Consider the following 13,610-nt stretch of genomic DNA (forward strand, 5'->3'; position numbering starts at 1 on the left):
TGGCCAAGGCTGAGCACCACCATGGACAGGTTCCCGGCGATCCCCACGCGGTTGGTCAGGAAGGCGTCGGCCATCACGAAATAGCCGTTGTGGATCACGCTATCGATAAACGTGACCGCGAACAGGACGGCGACGAACGGCACGCCCAGCAGCTTGATCGCCTCACGCCAGGCGAGCGGATCGGCGCCGGCGGCGTCGGTCTTCGGCGGGGTGTGCGGCAGGGTCAGGCTGTAGCCGGCGAGCACGAAGGAGACGATGGCCGCCACCACGAAGATCGAGCGCACCTGATCGGGTCCGGCCTTCGCGCCCAGCAGGAAGATGAACGGCCAGGAGACCGCGATCCAGCCCACCGTGCCGCCCATGCGGATGGCCCCGAAATCCCTGGCCGGGTCCTTCAGGTTGGCGAAGGCGATGGCGTTGGAAACCGACAGCGTCGGCACATAGACCAGGCTGAACACCAGGTAGCCCGCGAAGAAGGGCCAGAAACTCGTCGTCAGGGCGCACGAGATGAGCGCCAGGCCGCCGATCAGGTGGCTGGCCGCCATGAACCGCTCGGCGGAGAAGTAGCGGTCGGCGAACTGGTTGGAGAAGAAGATGCCGAGCAACGCTGCGACGCCCCAGGACGAGCCCACCAGCGACTGCTGCCAGGGCGAAAAATGCAGCATGCCCATGTAGGGGAACAGTTTCGGCGCCCAGGCGCCCCAGACCGCCAGCTGCAGCACCATCATCAGAAAAAGCCGCGTCTGGACCGTCATCTTCGCCTCCCCTGGCAGGGGTCTCAAGGCCCCGCTTGGCCTATCGATTACACAGATGTCGGCCCAGCGCACCTGTGACGATCAGCCCCGCGGACGCCTCGCCTCCGGCGCGGTTTGACCTCTCCCGCCGCCGGCGCCAAGTTCGCGGCCGGTTGGTGGTTCGCGGGAAGGAAATCGGGCATGGTGCGAGCAGGCGAGGGGCCGCCGCCTCTGCGGATCGGCTTCATCGGTTCCGGCTTCATCGCCAAGTTCCACCTGAAAGCCTTCGAGAGTGTCCGTCACGCCCAGATCACCGGCGTGTTCAGCCCCACGGCGGCCAACCGCGACGCGCTCACAGCCGCGGTCAACGCCGCCGAGCTTGGCCCCTGCCGGGCGCACGCCAGCCTGGAAAGCCTGCTGGCCGCCGACGACGTGGACGCCATCTGGCTGCTGGCCCCGAACGACCGCCGCCTGGAGGTGATGCGGGCGCTCAGCGCCGCCGTGAAGGCCGGCAAGTCCCGGGTGCGCGCCATCGCCTGCGAAAAACCCCTGGGCCGCACGCTGGCGGAAGCCCGCGAGGTCTTGCGGCTGGCCGAGGACGCGGGCCTGGCCCACGGCTATCTGGAGAACCAGGTGTTCTCGAGCGCCGTCGAGCGCGGCAAGGACATCATCTGGCGGCGCGCCGTCCCGGCGTCGGGCCGCCCCTACCTCGCCCGCGCCGCCGAGGAACATTCCGGCCCGCACGAGCCGTGGTTCTGGCAGGGCGCGCGCCAGGGCGGCGGGGTGATGAGCGACATGATGTGCCACTCCGTCGAGGTCGGCCGGTTCCTGCTCACCGCGCCCGATGCGCCGCGCGCAAGCCTGACTGTCAAGTCGGTGCAGGGCTCGGTCGCGCACCTGAAATGGAGCCAGGACCGCTATGCCAGGTCACTGGCCAGGGACTTCCCGGGCGTCCGGATCCAGGCCCATCCCGTCGAGGACTTCGCGCGCGCCACGATCACGCTGGAGGACACGACCGGCCAGGAGCTGATCGTCGAGGCGTCCACCTCCTGGTCCTATGTCGGGCCTGGCCTGCGGATCGACCTGGCGCTGCTGGGCCCGGAATACGCCATGGAATTTTCCTCGCTGAACCCCAGCCTGAAGGTCTTTCTCTCCCGCGCCATCTCCGGGGGGCAGGGTGAAGATCTGGTCGAGAAACAGAACGCCGAACAGGGCCAGATGCCGATCGTCGAGGATGAGGCCGGAACCTATGGCTACGTCGGCGAGAACCGCCACATGGTCGATTGCTTCCGCCACCGCCGGACCCCCATCGAGACCTTCGAGGACGGCGTCGAGGTCACCCGGATCGTCATGGCGCTCTACAAGTCCGCCGAGACCGGCCAGGTGGTCCGCTTGCCCGACGACGATCTGGAAACCTACGTGCCTGTTCCCGCCCGCGAAGGATGATCCGATGGCCTTGGCTCAACCTTATGACGTGATCATCGTCGGCTCCGGGGCCGGCGGCGGGATGAGCGCCTATCACCTGACAAAGTCAGGGCTGAAGGTGCTGATGCTGGAGGCCGGACGCCACTATGACCCCGTCGCCGAGACCCCGATGTTCAACACCAACGCGCAGGCGCCCCTGCGCGGCGTCGGCACCCCGGACAAGCCCTTCGGCTTCTACGACGCCACCGTGGATGGCGGCTGGCAGGTGCCCAACGAGCCCTACACGGTGGCGGAGGGCTCCGAGCCCTTCACCTGGTGGCGGCCCAGGATGCTGGGGGGTCGGACCAACCACTGGGGCCGGATCTCGCTGCGGTTCGGCGAGCTCGACTTCAAGCCCCACAGCCGCGACGGCCTGGGTCACGACTGGCCGATCACCTACCAGGACGTGGCGCCCTGGTACGACAGGACCGAGAAGCTGGTGGGCGTCACCGGCCGCGCCGCCGGCCTGTTCAATACCCCGGACTCGCCCCCCGGCTGCCTGCTGGAGCCGCCGCCGCCCCGGGCCTTCGAGATCTTCTACGCGCGCGGCTTCGCGGCCATGGGCATCCCGACGATCCCCATGCACGGGGCGGTGGTCACCCAGGCGATGGAGGGCCGCAACACCTGCGTGTTCGCCACCCCCTGCGGCCGCGGCTGCGCCATCGGAGCGAACTTCCAGTCGACGACCGTCCTCTTGCCGCCCGCCATGGCCACCGGCAACCTGACCATCACCACCAACGCCCTGGTCTACCAGGTCGACCTCGACAAGGCCGGCAAGGCCAAGGGGGTCAGCTATGTCGATCGCGTGACCGGCGAGCACCACGCGGCGACGGCGCGCGCGGTGGTGCTGGCCGCGGGCTCCGGCGAGACCGCGCGCATCCTGCTCAATTCCAGGAGCGCCGGCTTCCCCAACGGTCTTTGCAACACCCACGGGATGGTCGGGCGCTACCTGATGGACAGCGTCGGCCTGGGGGTTTACGGCCAGTTCCCGGCGCTGGAGGGCCTGCCGCCCACCACCGTCGACGGGATGAGCGTCGAGCACATCTACGCGCCCTGGTGGGGCTACGACAAACAGAAGGAGCTGGGTTTCCCGCGCGGCTATCACGTGGAGGTCGGCGGCGGCCGGCGGATGCCGTCGATGGGCATGGCGGGGCTGTTGCCCGATGACGAGACCAGCGTCGGCGACGATCTGCGCGGCAGGCTGCGCCATCGCTATGGCTCGACGATCAGCTTCAACGGCCGCGGCGAGATGATCCCCAACGACGACTGCTACTGCGAACTCGATCCGACGGTGAAGGACAAGTGGGGCATCCCCGTGCTGCGCTTCCACTGGAAGTGGGGCGAGAGCGAAACCCGGCAGGCCGCTCACATGGTCCAGACCTTCCTCGGCGTCATCGACAAGCTGGGCGGCAAGCCCGATCCCCATGTGGAGACCGACGGCAAGAAGGCGATCTCCAAGGGCGGCGAGATGATCCACGAGATCGGCACCGCGCGCATGGGTCACAACGAGACCGACTCGGTGGTCAACCAGTACGGCCAGTCCTGGGCGGTGGCGAACCTCTTCGTCATGGACGGCGCGGTGATGGTTTCCAGCCCCGACAAGAACCCGACGCTGAGCATCCTGGCGCTGGCCTGGCGCTCCGCCGACAATCTGGTCACCCTCGCCCGGCAGGGGACCCTATGAACGAGCAGATCCCGCAGCCCTATGTCTCGAAGATCGACCGTCGCACGGCGCTGACCTGGATCGGCGTGGTCGGCGCGGCCACCGCCGTCGGCGCGGGCGTCGTGATCTATGGCCCCAGGACCGGCGGCGAGCCCAGCACGCGCGGCTATGGGACCGACCCCAAGCTGGCCAAGCCGGACCCCGCGCCGTGGTCGCGGATCATGGTCCCGGCGCAACTGCAGACCGCGGCCATCCTCGCCGACTTCATCCTGCCGGCGAGCGGCGCCGCGCCCTCGGCCAGCACGCTTGGCGTGCCCGACTTCATCGACGAATGGGTGAGCGCACCCTATCCCGACCAGCTTCGCGACCGGCCGATCGTCATGAACGGCCTGAACGCCCTGGGCGCCCGGGTGCTCAAGGCCGGCGCGGCCGGCCGGGCTGCTGCGCTGGCGGCGCTGCCGGTGTCGAGCGACCCGGCGACCCAGGCCTTCTGGAAGAAGTTCCGGCGGCTGACGATCGGCGCCTACTACACCACCGAGGCCGGGTTCAAGGACATCGGCTATATCGGCAATGTCGCGCGCGCCTCGGACCCCGGCCCCTCGGACGAGGTCAAGGCCGCGGTGGAACAGCAACTGCAGAAACTTGGCCTCTAGGACGCGCGATGAAAACCCTGACCCTTGCCTTGACCCTCGCCGTCCTGGCCGGCGGCGCCTTCGCCGCGGACCGGCCGACCGCCGCGCCCAACACCCTGACGGCGGCCGAAGAGGCCATGGGCTGGCGGCTGCTGTTCGACGGGCGGACCACCGCCGGCTGGAAGGGGTTCAAGTCCCCCGCGCCCGACGCCGGCTGGCGCGTCGGGGACGGCGCGCTCAGTCCCGATCCGAAGACCTCGAAGGACATCGTCACCAAGGGCGCCTACGGGAATTTCGAGCTCAGCTTCGAGTGGAAGATCTCGCCCATGGGCAATTCCGGGGTGATGTTCCATGTGATCGAGGTCGGCGACGAAACCTATCAGAGCGGGCCGGAGTACCAGGTGCTCGACAACGCCCATGGCGAGCCGCCGCTGCAGCGCGCCGGCGGCCTCTATGGCCTCTACGCCCCGACCACCGACGCAACCCGGCCGCCGGGCGCGTTCAACCAGGGGCGCATCATCGTCGATCACGGCCATGTCGAGCACTGGCTCAACGGAGTGAAGGTCGCCGAGTACGAGATCGGCTCGGCCGACTTCAAGGCCCGGGTCGCGGCGTCGAAGTTCCGCCAGTGGCCGCAATTCGCCAGCGGCGCGACCGGCGCCATCGCGCTGCAATGCCACGGCAGCGACGTGGCGTTCCGGAACCTGAAGATCAGGGTGCTGAAATAGTGTCATCGCAACCCTCAGATTGCCCCGCGCGTCGGGCCGCGCCTCAGGCTAGTTTGCCTCTTGCCTGAGTCGCCCAGCTTCCGAGACCCCGTGACCAAAGTGACGCCCGCCGCACCGGCGAAGAAGGCCCCGGGCATGCTGCGCTCGTCGGCGATCTATGCGGCCCTGACCCTGGTCAGCCGGGTGATGGGCCTGGCCCGCGACCTGGTGATCACCGCAAAACTGGGCGGCAGCGGCAACATCGCCGGCGACGCCTACTACACCGCGCTGGCCTTTCCGAACCTGTTCCGCCGGATGTTCGTCGAAGGCGCCTTCGCCGCCGCCTTCGTGCCGGACTACGCCAAGCGGCTGGCCGCCGAGGGTCCCGAGGCCGCCGATCGCTTCGCCGCCGACGCCCTGGCCACCATGGCCGCGGCGACCGTGGCCATCACGGTGGCCTGCCAGCTGACCATGCCCTGGCTGATGCGGGTCTATTCCTACGGCTTCCTGGCCGACCCGGCGAAGTTCAAGCTGGCGGTGATCCTCACCCAGATCACCATGCCCTACCTGCCCTGCATGGTGATCGCGGGCCTGTTCTCCGGCGTGCTCACCGCCAGGGGCCGCTTCATCATCTACGGGTTCTATCCGACCATCCTGAACGTGGTGATGCTGGCCGCCGTGCTGCCGCAGCACGATCCGATCCGCGCCGCCTACGCCGCCTCGGGCGGGGTGATCGTCGCCGGGATTTCCCAGGGCGCGCTCTGCTGGTGGGGCGCCCACCGCAGCGGCGCGCGCATCCATCCGCGCCATCTGAAGCTGACGCCGGAGATCCACGGCCTGCTGCGCCGCATGGTCCCCGGCGTGCTGGCCTCCAGCGCCACCCAGATCAACCTGTTCATCTCCGCCATGCTGGCCTCGAGCGTGCCGGGGATGCGGGTGTGGCTGAACATCGCCGAGCGGTTCTACCAGCTGCCGCTCAGCCTGGTGGGCGTGGCGATCGGGGTGGCCCTGCTGCCGAGGCTTTCGACGGCGCTGCACAAGCACGACGGCGCCGACGCCCAGGGAGCCATGGACCAGGCCATCGTCTTTGCCCTGGCGTTGAGCCTTCCAGCGGCCGCCGCGCTGATGGCCATGCCGGGCTATCTGGTCGAGGGGCTGTTCGCGCAGGGCGCCTTCACCGTCAGCGACGCCCGGGCCTCGGCGGCCCTGCTGTTCCACTACGGCTGGGGGTTGCCGGCCTTCGTGCTGATCAAGATCCTGCAGCCGGCCTTCTTCGCCCGCGGCGACACGCGTCGGCCGATGAACTACTCGCTGCTCTCGGTGGCGGTGAACGTGGCGCTGGGCATCACGCTCTTTAAGACCATCGGCTTCCAGGGCATCGCGCTGGCCACCGCCGCGGCCTCCTGGCTGACCGTCGCGCAGATGGTGCTGTGGCTCTGGCGGACCAAGACCTGGCGGCCGTCGGCCAGAGCCCGGGGCAAGATGGTCCGGGTGGGGCTGTCCTCCGCGGCCCTGGGCGGGGCCCTGGCGCTGGCCGCCCAGGCCCGTCCGATCCTGGAATCGCCGTTCGCGGGGGTCCACCTGGGACCGCTGCACGCCAAGGAGATCACCGTCCTGCTGCTCAGCCTGGCGGGCGCCGCGCTCTACCCCGTGCTGCTGTTCGCCTTTGGGGGCGTCACGCCGGCCGAGGCGCGGGCGGCGCTGCTGCGGCGGCGGGGCGACGTCAGCGTCGAGACACCCGACCAGCCTTGAGGCGCGACTTGCCGCCGCTTCGATCAGGGCCTATTCGGGCAGGCATGGCCCTGGGATCCAACAGCTGGCGATGGCGCTGACCCGCCAAACGACCCGTCCCTCCGGGCCTTGCGCCAAGACGCTTGCGCAAGGCTCCGCGCCCTCAAGCCTCAGAAGCCCGATCCAATGACCGACCCAGCCACCGCCTCCTTCACGGGCCCCAAGAGCCATGAAGGAGGGCCGCGCGTGCTGTCCGGCGTCCAGCCGTCCGGCGACCTGCATCTCGGCAATTACCTGGGCGCGCTGGTGAAATTCGCCCGCCTGCAGCACGAGATGGAGACCTTCATCTTCGTCGCCGACCTGCACGCCATCACCGCCTGGCAGGACCCGGCCAAGCTGAAACAGCAGGTGCGCGAGATCGCCGCGGCCTATCTGGCCACAGGTCTCGACCCCAAGGTCGCGACCATCTTCGCCCAATCCGCCGTGCCGGCCCACGCCGAGCTCGCCTGGGTGTTCAACTGCGTCGCCCGCCTGGGCTGGCTCGACCGGATGACCCAGTTCAAGGACAAGGCCGGCAAGCACAAGGAACGCGAGAGCGTCGGGCTCTACACCTATCCGGTGCTCCAGGCCGCCGACATCCTGATCTACAAGGCCACCCACGTGCCAGTGGGCGAGGACCAGCGCCAGCACCTGGAACTCACCCGCGACATCGCCGCGAAGTTCAACCACGACTTCGCCGCCGAAGGCTTCTTCCCGCTGCCCGAGGCGCTGACCCAAGGGCCGGGCGCGCGGATCATGTCCTTGCGCGACGGGACGGTGAAGATGTCGAAGTCCGATCCGTCGGACAATTCGCGGATCAACCTCACCGACGACGCCGACACGATCAGCCAGAAGATCCGCAAGGCCCGCACCGACGCCGATGTCCTGCCGGAAACGCTCGCCGACCTGGCCGGACGCGCCGAGGCGCTGAACCTGGTGGGGGTCTATGCCGCGCTCTCCGGCCGGGAAGCCCAGGATGTGCTCAGCGAGTTCGCCGGCCAGGGCTTCGGGGCCTTCAAGCCGAAGCTCGCCGACCTCGCGGTCTCGGTGATGGCCCCGATCGGCGGCGAGATGCGCCGGCTGCTCGCCGAACCCGCCGAGATCGACCGAATCCTGAACGCCGGCGCCGAGCGCGCCCGAGAGGTGGCCGCCCCGACGCTCGCCGAGGTCAAGCGCATCGTCGGCTACTGGGCGGGCTGAGCTTGCGCGCGCGCTGAAGCTCGGCCACCGTCCAGTCCATGAGCCAGCGCAAGTTCCTGGTCGTCGCCGACGACACGCCGGAGTTCCAGGCGGCCCTGCGCTTTGCCTGCCGGCGCGCGCGGTCCACCGGGGGCCATGTGGCGCTGCTGAGGGTCATCGAGCCGGAATATTTCGAGCACTGGTCGGGGGTGCGCGAGGAGATCGAGCGCCAGGCCCGCGAGGAGGCCGAAGCGATCCTGCAGATTTCCGCGGCGCTGGTGCTGGCGGAGACCGGCCAGGCGCCGGAATTCCTCATCAAGCACGCCGATACCGTGCGCAGCGCGCTGCGCGAGGTGATCGGCTCGGACCCCGACATCAAGATCCTGGTGCTGGCCGCCGCCGTCGGCGGGCGCGGCCCAGGCCCGCTGGTGGCCTCCCTGGCGAAGGAAGGCGTCAGCTGGGGCGGCCGCAAGGTGCCGGTCACCCTGGTCCCCGGCGACCTCACCGACGACGAGATCGCGGACCTGGCCTAGGTGTGCCGTCCCAGATTCTGATGGCGCATCATCGATCCGGGTTCACCGGCATGGGGCCAACGCTAAAAAAAAGACGACCGATCAGGCCGCGGCCCGCGCCGCCGCCGAGCCTTCGAAGAAGAAACCGGGCCGCCCCTCGGCTGCGACCAGGCCGGGCGCGGCCTCGGCGGCTCCCAGAACCAGACACCCACCGGGCCTAAGCGCCGCCGCCAGGTTGCTCAGCACCCGTTCACGCGCCGGGCCGTGCAGGCAATTCAGCAGATTGCGGCAAAGCACCAGGTCGAAGCGGCCCAGCCGGCCGAGGTCTTCGATCAGGTTGGCGCGCTGCCATCGCACCGTCGCACGCACCCGGGGCGAGATCGCAAAGCCCTCTTCAGCCGCCTCGAAATGCCGCACCAGCCGGCGCGCCGACAGGCCGCGCTGGACCTCGAACTGGCTGTAGAGGCCGCGCTGGGCTTTCTCCAGCCTGTGCTCGCTGAGGTCGGACGCGAAGATTTCCACCCGCCCGCCCCCTGGCCCGGCCTCGGCCAGCAACATGGCCAGGGAATAGGCCTCCTGTCCGGCGCCGGCAGACGCCGCCCAGATTCGTATCGGCCGATCCTCGCTCCGACCGGCCGACCCGGCGAGCACCTGCGCCAGGATCAACTCGAAGACCGCCGGGTCTCGGAAGAACGCTGTCTCGACCGGCGACATGGCCTCCACCGCCGCCCAGATCAGCCGCTCCTCCCCACGGTCACGCACCGCGCAGACGAGCTCATGCACCGAGGCGAAGCCTTCGCGCCGCGCCACGGGCCCCAGCCGATTTTCCAGCAGGTAGCTTTTTTCAGGCTCGATCCTCAGCCCCGCGCGCTCGCCGCAGAGTCGCGCGACAAGATCGCGATCCTGCGGGGTCACAGCAGACCCACCAGGGCCAATTTCGAGGCGACGATGTCACCGTCGAACGGCTTCATGATGTAGTCGTCGGCGCCCTCGTCGAGCGCCTCGCGAATCCGCGCAAGCTCGTTCTCCGCCGAACAGAAGATCACCTTGGGCTCAAGGCCGCCCGGTTCGCGACGCAACTGGCGCACGACCTCCAGCCCGCTCATGCCCGGCATGTTCCAGTCGAGCAGGATGGCGTCGGGATTGCAGGTCCGCCGCCAGGCCAGGGCCTCGGCGCCGTCGGCGGCCTCGGCCACTTCGAACCCCAGATCCTCGAGGATCCGCCGCGCGACCTTGCGGATCACGCGGCTGTCGTCGACGACCAGGCAGATCTTCACGCTGGCGGATTCCCAGACCATGGCCCTGTTGTCGCGCCGGTTTGGTTAAGGACCGGTGGAGGAGTCAGCTGGGCGACGGGATCGTCGCGGCGAAGGTGACGCACTCTTCACCGATCTCGCCGGACACGCGGCCGCCGGCGTCGCTGACGAACAGGTGGACATAGTAGGCCTGCACCCAATGGCCGTGCAGACCCTCGCCGGGACCCTCGCCGCGCAGGCCGCCCAGAACCTCGGTCCGCAGCCGGGATTTGGGGCCGCTCGCCTGCAAGGTGATGGCCAGCGACCCACTCTGTTCCACCGCGCCCACACGCACCGTCCCGCCTGTTGGCAGAGCCGCGCCGGCCATCTGCGCCAGGTTCAAGAGGGCGCGGGCGGCGGGCTTGTTCACGCCTGCCGGTTCGACCTGCCAGTCGAGGTCGGCGCGCATCGTGGCGAAGACGCCCTGGGCCAGCCTCTCCAACTCGCGGGCGTCGAAGGTCTCGGCCGTCGCAGAGGCCCCGAAGGCCACACGGTTGAATTGCAGCAGGTCAGAGAGCTTGCGGGCGGAGGCCCCGATCAGGTCCATGGCGTCTTCGCGCATGTCCTGGGCCGCGGGGTCCTCAAGCAGGTCAAGCCCGGAGACGATGGCGCTCGCCGGGCTGATGAAGTCGTGGCACATCCGCGCCGCCAGATAGGCGGCCAGCTCAGCGGCGCGAACGGCGTAGGGGGCTGGCATGTCCGTCATGGGGCGACCTTGGGGTGATTTGAGCCTTTGGAAAACCGCGAGCCGCCCTTTAGAGACCCACCAGGATTACCGGGGGATGCATGAACGACATCGGGGCTGATCTGGCCGAGATCTGCGAGGCCGCCGCGCGGTTGATCCTGCCGCTGTGGCGCTCCGGCCTGGCGGTCAGCCACAAATCGGACGAAAGCCCGGTCACCGAAGCTGATCGCGCCGGCGAGGCGCTGATCCTCAAGGCGCTCGCCGAACGCTTTCCCGATGTGCCGGTGATCTCGGAAGAGGACGCCAGCGAGTTCGGCACGCCGGACGCCATCGGTCCGCGCTTCTTCCTGGTCGACCCCCTGGACGGCACCAAGGCCTTCGTACGCGGCGACCCCCACTTCACCGTCAACATCGGCCTGATCGAGAACGGCCGCCCCGTGGCCGGCGCCGTTGTCGCCCCACCGTCCGCCGAGACCTGGTACACATCCGGCGGCCAGGCGCTGAAGCGGATGCCGGGTGTCGCCGATCATCGCGTCGGTGTGCGACCCTGGCCGGCGGACGCGGCGATCGCGCTGATCAGCCACACCATGTCCGTCGAGACCGCCGACAAGCTCGCCGCCGAATATGGTTTCCACCTGCGCCAACCCATGGATTCCTCGATCAAGCTGTGCCGCATCGCCGAGGGGATGGCCGATATCTATCCCCGCCATGGCCCGACGATGGAGTGGGACACCGCCGCGGGCCACGCCGTGCTGGAGGCCGCGGGCGGCAGGGTCACCACCCTCGACGGCCAGCCGTTCGTCTATGGCAAGGCGCGTGAGGGCTTCCGCAATGGCTGGTTCGTCGCGCGGGGGGCTTAGATTTCCGGCGCGCGGATCAGATGTGTCTTGGCGGGTTACGGTCGTCCTGGGGCGGCGCGGAGGTGCGGACTGGCGCGTTGCCCGTGGCGACGGCTTCGCGAACGCCCAGCCCGGCGACGTCGGCGGGACCCAGCACCAGATAGCCCCCGAATCCGGCCAGAAAGGCCAGAACCGCCAACAGCAGCAGCGACCTGGCGAGGCCGAACAGGTCGGTGTGGGTCGGCGCGGTGTGCATCGCGAAGCCTTGGTGAGCCGTTGCCCTATTGGAACGCAGACGGACGCATTTGGTTGTGACCTGCCTCACATCGCACCCGCTTTGCTTAAGGCTCCGTTAGAGGTCGGTCGAAGACCCGAGCGAGGCCAGCCTCGCTAGGGGGCGCGGAGTGTTCGGGGCGCGGAGTGTTCGGGGTGCGGAGTCGACGACCGCCGGGATTGGCGCGATGCTTGGCGCGATCCCAAGGAGCGCGCCGACCATGGCCTATGAACCCGCCGCATACCAAGCCCTCACCCTGGAGCGCCGGGGTACGGTGGCGATCCTTACGCTCAACCGGCCAGACCGCCTGAACGCCATCTCGCCGACGCTGCGCCAGGAGGTCGAGGCCGCGGTTGCTGTGGTGAGGGCCGACGACGAGGTCCGCGCGCTGGTGGTCACCGGCGCCGGCCGGGGCTTTTGCGCCGGCGCGGACCTGATGGGCGAGGGGCCCGTCGCCACCGGCCGTCTGCCCGACCCCGCCAACCAGGCCGAACGGATCGATGAGATGGGCTGGGTCGGCCGCTGGGCGATGATGTGGTCGGGGCTCGACAAGCCGATCATCGGCGCCATCAACGGCGTGGCCGCCGGCGCCGGCATGTCCACCGCGCTGGCCTGCGACGTTCGCATCGGCTCCGAGCACGCCCGCTTCAAGAGCGTCTTCATCGAACGCTCCCTGTCGCCGGACTCGGGAATGAGCTTCTTCCTGCCGCGCATCGTCGGCTACGCCGCCGCCGCCGACCTGATCTTCACCAGCCGCGCGGTTGATGCGGATGAAGCCCTGCGGCTGGGCCTGCTCAACCGCCTGGTCCCGGCCGCCGACCTGATGGACTCGGCCGTCGCCTATGCCGAACTGATGACCCAATGGCCGCCGGTGGCCCTGCGCGCCTCGAAGCGGGTGCTGCAGCACAATACCGACGCCGGACTGGAGGCCGCCCTGCGCTACGAGACGGCCGGCCTCTACTACGCCCGGCGCGCCGCCAACGACGTCAAGGAATCCCGCGCCGCCTTCATCGAGAAGCGCAAAGGCGTCTACACGGGGACCTGAATTGCCGTCATAAGGCCCGCGCAGCTTTCGAGGAGACCGCCGCCATGCCGCTCGATACGGCCGCCAGCCAGAAGACCTTCCGCTGGGACGATCCGCTGGATCTGGCCTCGCGCCTGTCCGAGGACGAGCGGATGATCTGGGAGGCGGCGCGCAGCTACGCCCGTGAAAAGCTGCTGCCCCGCGTGGTCTCGGCCTATGCCGAGGAACGCTTCGACCGGGAGATCATGACCGAGATGGGCGCGCTCGGCTTCCTGGGCCCGACGCTTCCTGAGAAGTACGGCTGCGCCGAGGTCAACCACGTGGCCTACGGCCTGATCGCCCGTGAGATCGAGGCGGTCGACAGCGGTTACCGCTCGGCCATGAGCGTGCAGTCCTCGCTGGTGATGTATCCGATCTACGCTTTCGGCTCCGAAAAGCAGCGGATGAAGTACCTGCCCGGCATGGCGACGGGCGAGATCATCGGCTGCTTCGGCCTGACCGAGAGCGACGGCGGCTCGGACCCGGCGTCGATGCGCACGGTGGCGACGAGGGTCGACGGCGGCTTCGTGCTGAACGGGGCCAAGATGTGGATCACCAATGCGCCGGTGGCCGACGTCTGCCTGGTCTGGGCCAAGCTCGACGGGGTGATCCGGGGCTTCCTGGTGGATCGCGGGTCGCAGGGGCTGACGACGCCGAAGATCATGAACAAGCTTTCCCTGCGCGCCTCGGTGACCGGCGAAATCGCGCTGGCGGACGTCTTTGTGCCGGAAGACATGATGCTGCCCGACGTCTCAGGGCTGCGCGGACCGTTTTCCTGCCTCAACAAGGCGCG

At 69.0% G+C, this 13,610-nt stretch carries 15 protein-coding genes; 10 read left to right on the forward strand and 5 right to left on the reverse strand.

The annotated features are described in order from the left end of the window. Nucleotides 1-755, reverse strand: a 755-nt coding sequence (locus RMN86_RS14450) for an MFS transporter (RefSeq protein ID WP_309606559.1), incomplete at its 3' end; no start/stop codon positions are given. A 180-nt stretch (nucleotides 756-935) separates the two neighbouring features. Here RMN86_RS14450 and RMN86_RS14455 point away from each other — a divergent pair. The 7 genes from RMN86_RS14455 to RMN86_RS14485 all read left to right on the forward strand — a co-directional run bounded on the left by RMN86_RS14455 (nucleotide 936) and on the right by RMN86_RS14485 (nucleotide 8,682). Continuing rightward, nucleotides 936-2,180 (forward strand): Gfo/Idh/MocA family oxidoreductase, encoded by a 1,245-nt coding sequence (locus RMN86_RS14455; RefSeq protein ID WP_309606560.1) that lies wholly within the window; start codon nucleotides 936-938, stop codon nucleotides 2,178-2,180. 4 nt (nucleotides 2,181-2,184) lie between these two features. Further along, nucleotides 2,185-3,882 carry a GMC family oxidoreductase gene (locus RMN86_RS14460; RefSeq protein WP_309606561.1) on the forward strand — a complete coding sequence of 566 codons (1,698 nt, stop codon included), beginning with the start codon at nucleotides 2,185-2,187 and terminating at the stop codon, nucleotides 3,880-3,882. Next, nucleotides 3,879-4,514 carry a gluconate 2-dehydrogenase subunit 3 family protein gene (locus RMN86_RS14465; protein ID WP_309606562.1) on the forward strand — a complete coding sequence of 212 codons (636 nt, stop codon included), beginning with the start codon at nucleotides 3,879-3,881 and terminating at the stop codon, nucleotides 4,512-4,514. The genes RMN86_RS14460 and RMN86_RS14465 overlap by 4 nt, the downstream gene beginning before the upstream one ends. Before the next feature lie 8 nt (nucleotides 4,515-4,522). Continuing rightward, the gene (locus tag RMN86_RS14470) at nucleotides 4,523-5,221 is read left to right on the forward strand and encodes a DUF1080 domain-containing protein (RefSeq protein WP_309606563.1); all 699 of its coding nucleotides are present in this window, start codon (nucleotides 4,523-4,525) and stop codon (nucleotides 5,219-5,221) included. Nucleotides 5,222-5,311: 90 nt separating this feature from the next. Further along, nucleotides 5,312-6,952, forward strand: coding sequence for a murein biosynthesis integral membrane protein MurJ (gene murJ / locus RMN86_RS14475; RefSeq protein WP_309606564.1), 1,641 nt, complete (start codon nucleotides 5,312-5,314; stop codon nucleotides 6,950-6,952). A 165-nt stretch (nucleotides 6,953-7,117) separates the two neighbouring features. Then, nucleotides 7,118-8,170, forward strand: coding sequence for a tryptophan--tRNA ligase (gene trpS / locus RMN86_RS14480; protein WP_309606565.1), 1,053 nt, complete (start codon nucleotides 7,118-7,120; stop codon nucleotides 8,168-8,170). 38 nt (nucleotides 8,171-8,208) lie between these two features. Then, complete coding sequence (locus RMN86_RS14485; protein WP_309606566.1) at nucleotides 8,209-8,682, forward strand: universal stress protein; 474 nt, start codon at nucleotides 8,209-8,211, stop codon at nucleotides 8,680-8,682. 81 nt (nucleotides 8,683-8,763) lie between these two features. Here RMN86_RS14485 and RMN86_RS14490 read toward each other — a convergent pair whose 3' ends face one another. The 3 genes from RMN86_RS14490 to chpT all read right to left on the reverse strand — a co-directional run bounded on the left by RMN86_RS14490 (nucleotide 8,764) and on the right by chpT (nucleotide 10,662). After that, the gene (locus RMN86_RS14490) at nucleotides 8,764-9,576 is read right to left on the reverse strand and encodes a protein-glutamate O-methyltransferase CheR (RefSeq protein ID WP_309606567.1); all 813 of its coding nucleotides are present in this window, start codon (nucleotides 9,574-9,576) and stop codon (nucleotides 8,764-8,766) included. Further along, a complete protein-coding gene (locus RMN86_RS14495; protein ID WP_309606574.1) occupies nucleotides 9,573-9,938 on the reverse strand; it encodes a response regulator in 366 nt (121 codons plus the stop codon). The genes RMN86_RS14490 and RMN86_RS14495 overlap by 4 nt, the downstream gene beginning before the upstream one ends. Before the next feature lie 64 nt (nucleotides 9,939-10,002). Beyond that, nucleotides 10,003-10,662 carry a histidine phosphotransferase ChpT gene (chpT, locus tag RMN86_RS14500; RefSeq protein WP_309606568.1) on the reverse strand — a complete coding sequence of 220 codons (660 nt, stop codon included), beginning with the start codon at nucleotides 10,660-10,662 and terminating at the stop codon, nucleotides 10,003-10,005. Between the two features lie 80 nt (nucleotides 10,663-10,742). Between chpT and cysQ the strand changes: the two genes are divergently transcribed. Next, nucleotides 10,743-11,501 carry a 3'(2'),5'-bisphosphate nucleotidase CysQ gene (cysQ, locus tag RMN86_RS14505; RefSeq protein WP_309606570.1) on the forward strand — a complete coding sequence of 253 codons (759 nt, stop codon included), beginning with the start codon at nucleotides 10,743-10,745 and terminating at the stop codon, nucleotides 11,499-11,501. A 16-nt stretch (nucleotides 11,502-11,517) separates the two neighbouring features. On the opposite strand, the gene RMN86_RS14510 is transcribed toward cysQ, so the two are convergent. After that, nucleotides 11,518-11,736 (reverse strand): hypothetical protein, encoded by a 219-nt coding sequence (locus RMN86_RS14510; RefSeq protein WP_309606571.1) that lies wholly within the window; start codon nucleotides 11,734-11,736, stop codon nucleotides 11,518-11,520. A 238-nt stretch (nucleotides 11,737-11,974) separates the two neighbouring features. On the opposite strand from RMN86_RS14510, the gene RMN86_RS14515 reads away from it, so the two are divergent. Together RMN86_RS14515 and RMN86_RS14520 are read left to right on the forward strand one after the other, a co-directional pair. Continuing rightward, nucleotides 11,975-12,799, forward strand: coding sequence for an enoyl-CoA hydratase-related protein (locus tag RMN86_RS14515; RefSeq protein ID WP_309606572.1), 825 nt, complete (start codon nucleotides 11,975-11,977; stop codon nucleotides 12,797-12,799). A 44-nt stretch (nucleotides 12,800-12,843) separates the two neighbouring features. Beyond that, nucleotides 12,844-13,610 (forward strand): acyl-CoA dehydrogenase family protein (locus RMN86_RS14520; protein WP_309606573.1); only part of this gene is annotated, 767 nt, incomplete at its 3' end.

Origin of the sequence: Phenylobacterium sp., from assembly GCF_031360265.1 — a bacterium.
Classification (GTDB): Bacteria; Pseudomonadota; Alphaproteobacteria; order Caulobacterales; family Caulobacteraceae; genus Phenylobacterium.

Coding starts and splice junctions, on each gene's coding strand:
- RMN86_RS14455 (WP_309606560.1), top strand. CDS start 936: ATGGTGCGAGCAGGCGAGGGGCCGCCGCCTCTGCGGATCGGCTTCATC.
- RMN86_RS14460 (WP_309606561.1), top strand. CDS start 2,185: ATGGCCTTGGCTCAACCTTATGACGTGATCATCGTCGGCTCCGGGGCC.
- RMN86_RS14465 (WP_309606562.1), top strand. CDS start 3,879: ATGAACGAGCAGATCCCGCAGCCCTATGTCTCGAAGATCGACCGTCGC.
- RMN86_RS14470 (WP_309606563.1), top strand. CDS start 4,523: ATGAAAACCCTGACCCTTGCCTTGACCCTCGCCGTCCTGGCCGGCGGC.
- trpS (WP_309606565.1), top strand. CDS start 7,118: ATGACCGACCCAGCCACCGCCTCCTTCACGGGCCCCAAGAGCCATGAA.
- RMN86_RS14485 (WP_309606566.1), top strand. CDS start 8,209: ATGAGCCAGCGCAAGTTCCTGGTCGTCGCCGACGACACGCCGGAGTTC.
- chpT (WP_309606568.1), bottom strand. CDS start 10,662: ATGACGGACATGCCAGCCCCCTACGCCGTTCGCGCCGCTGAGCTGGCC.
- cysQ (WP_309606570.1), top strand. CDS start 10,743: ATGAACGACATCGGGGCTGATCTGGCCGAGATCTGCGAGGCCGCCGCG.
- RMN86_RS14510 (WP_309606571.1), bottom strand. CDS start 11,736: ATGCACACCGCGCCGACCCACACCGACCTGTTCGGCCTCGCCAGGTCG.
- RMN86_RS14515 (WP_309606572.1), top strand. CDS start 11,975: ATGGCCTATGAACCCGCCGCATACCAAGCCCTCACCCTGGAGCGCCGG.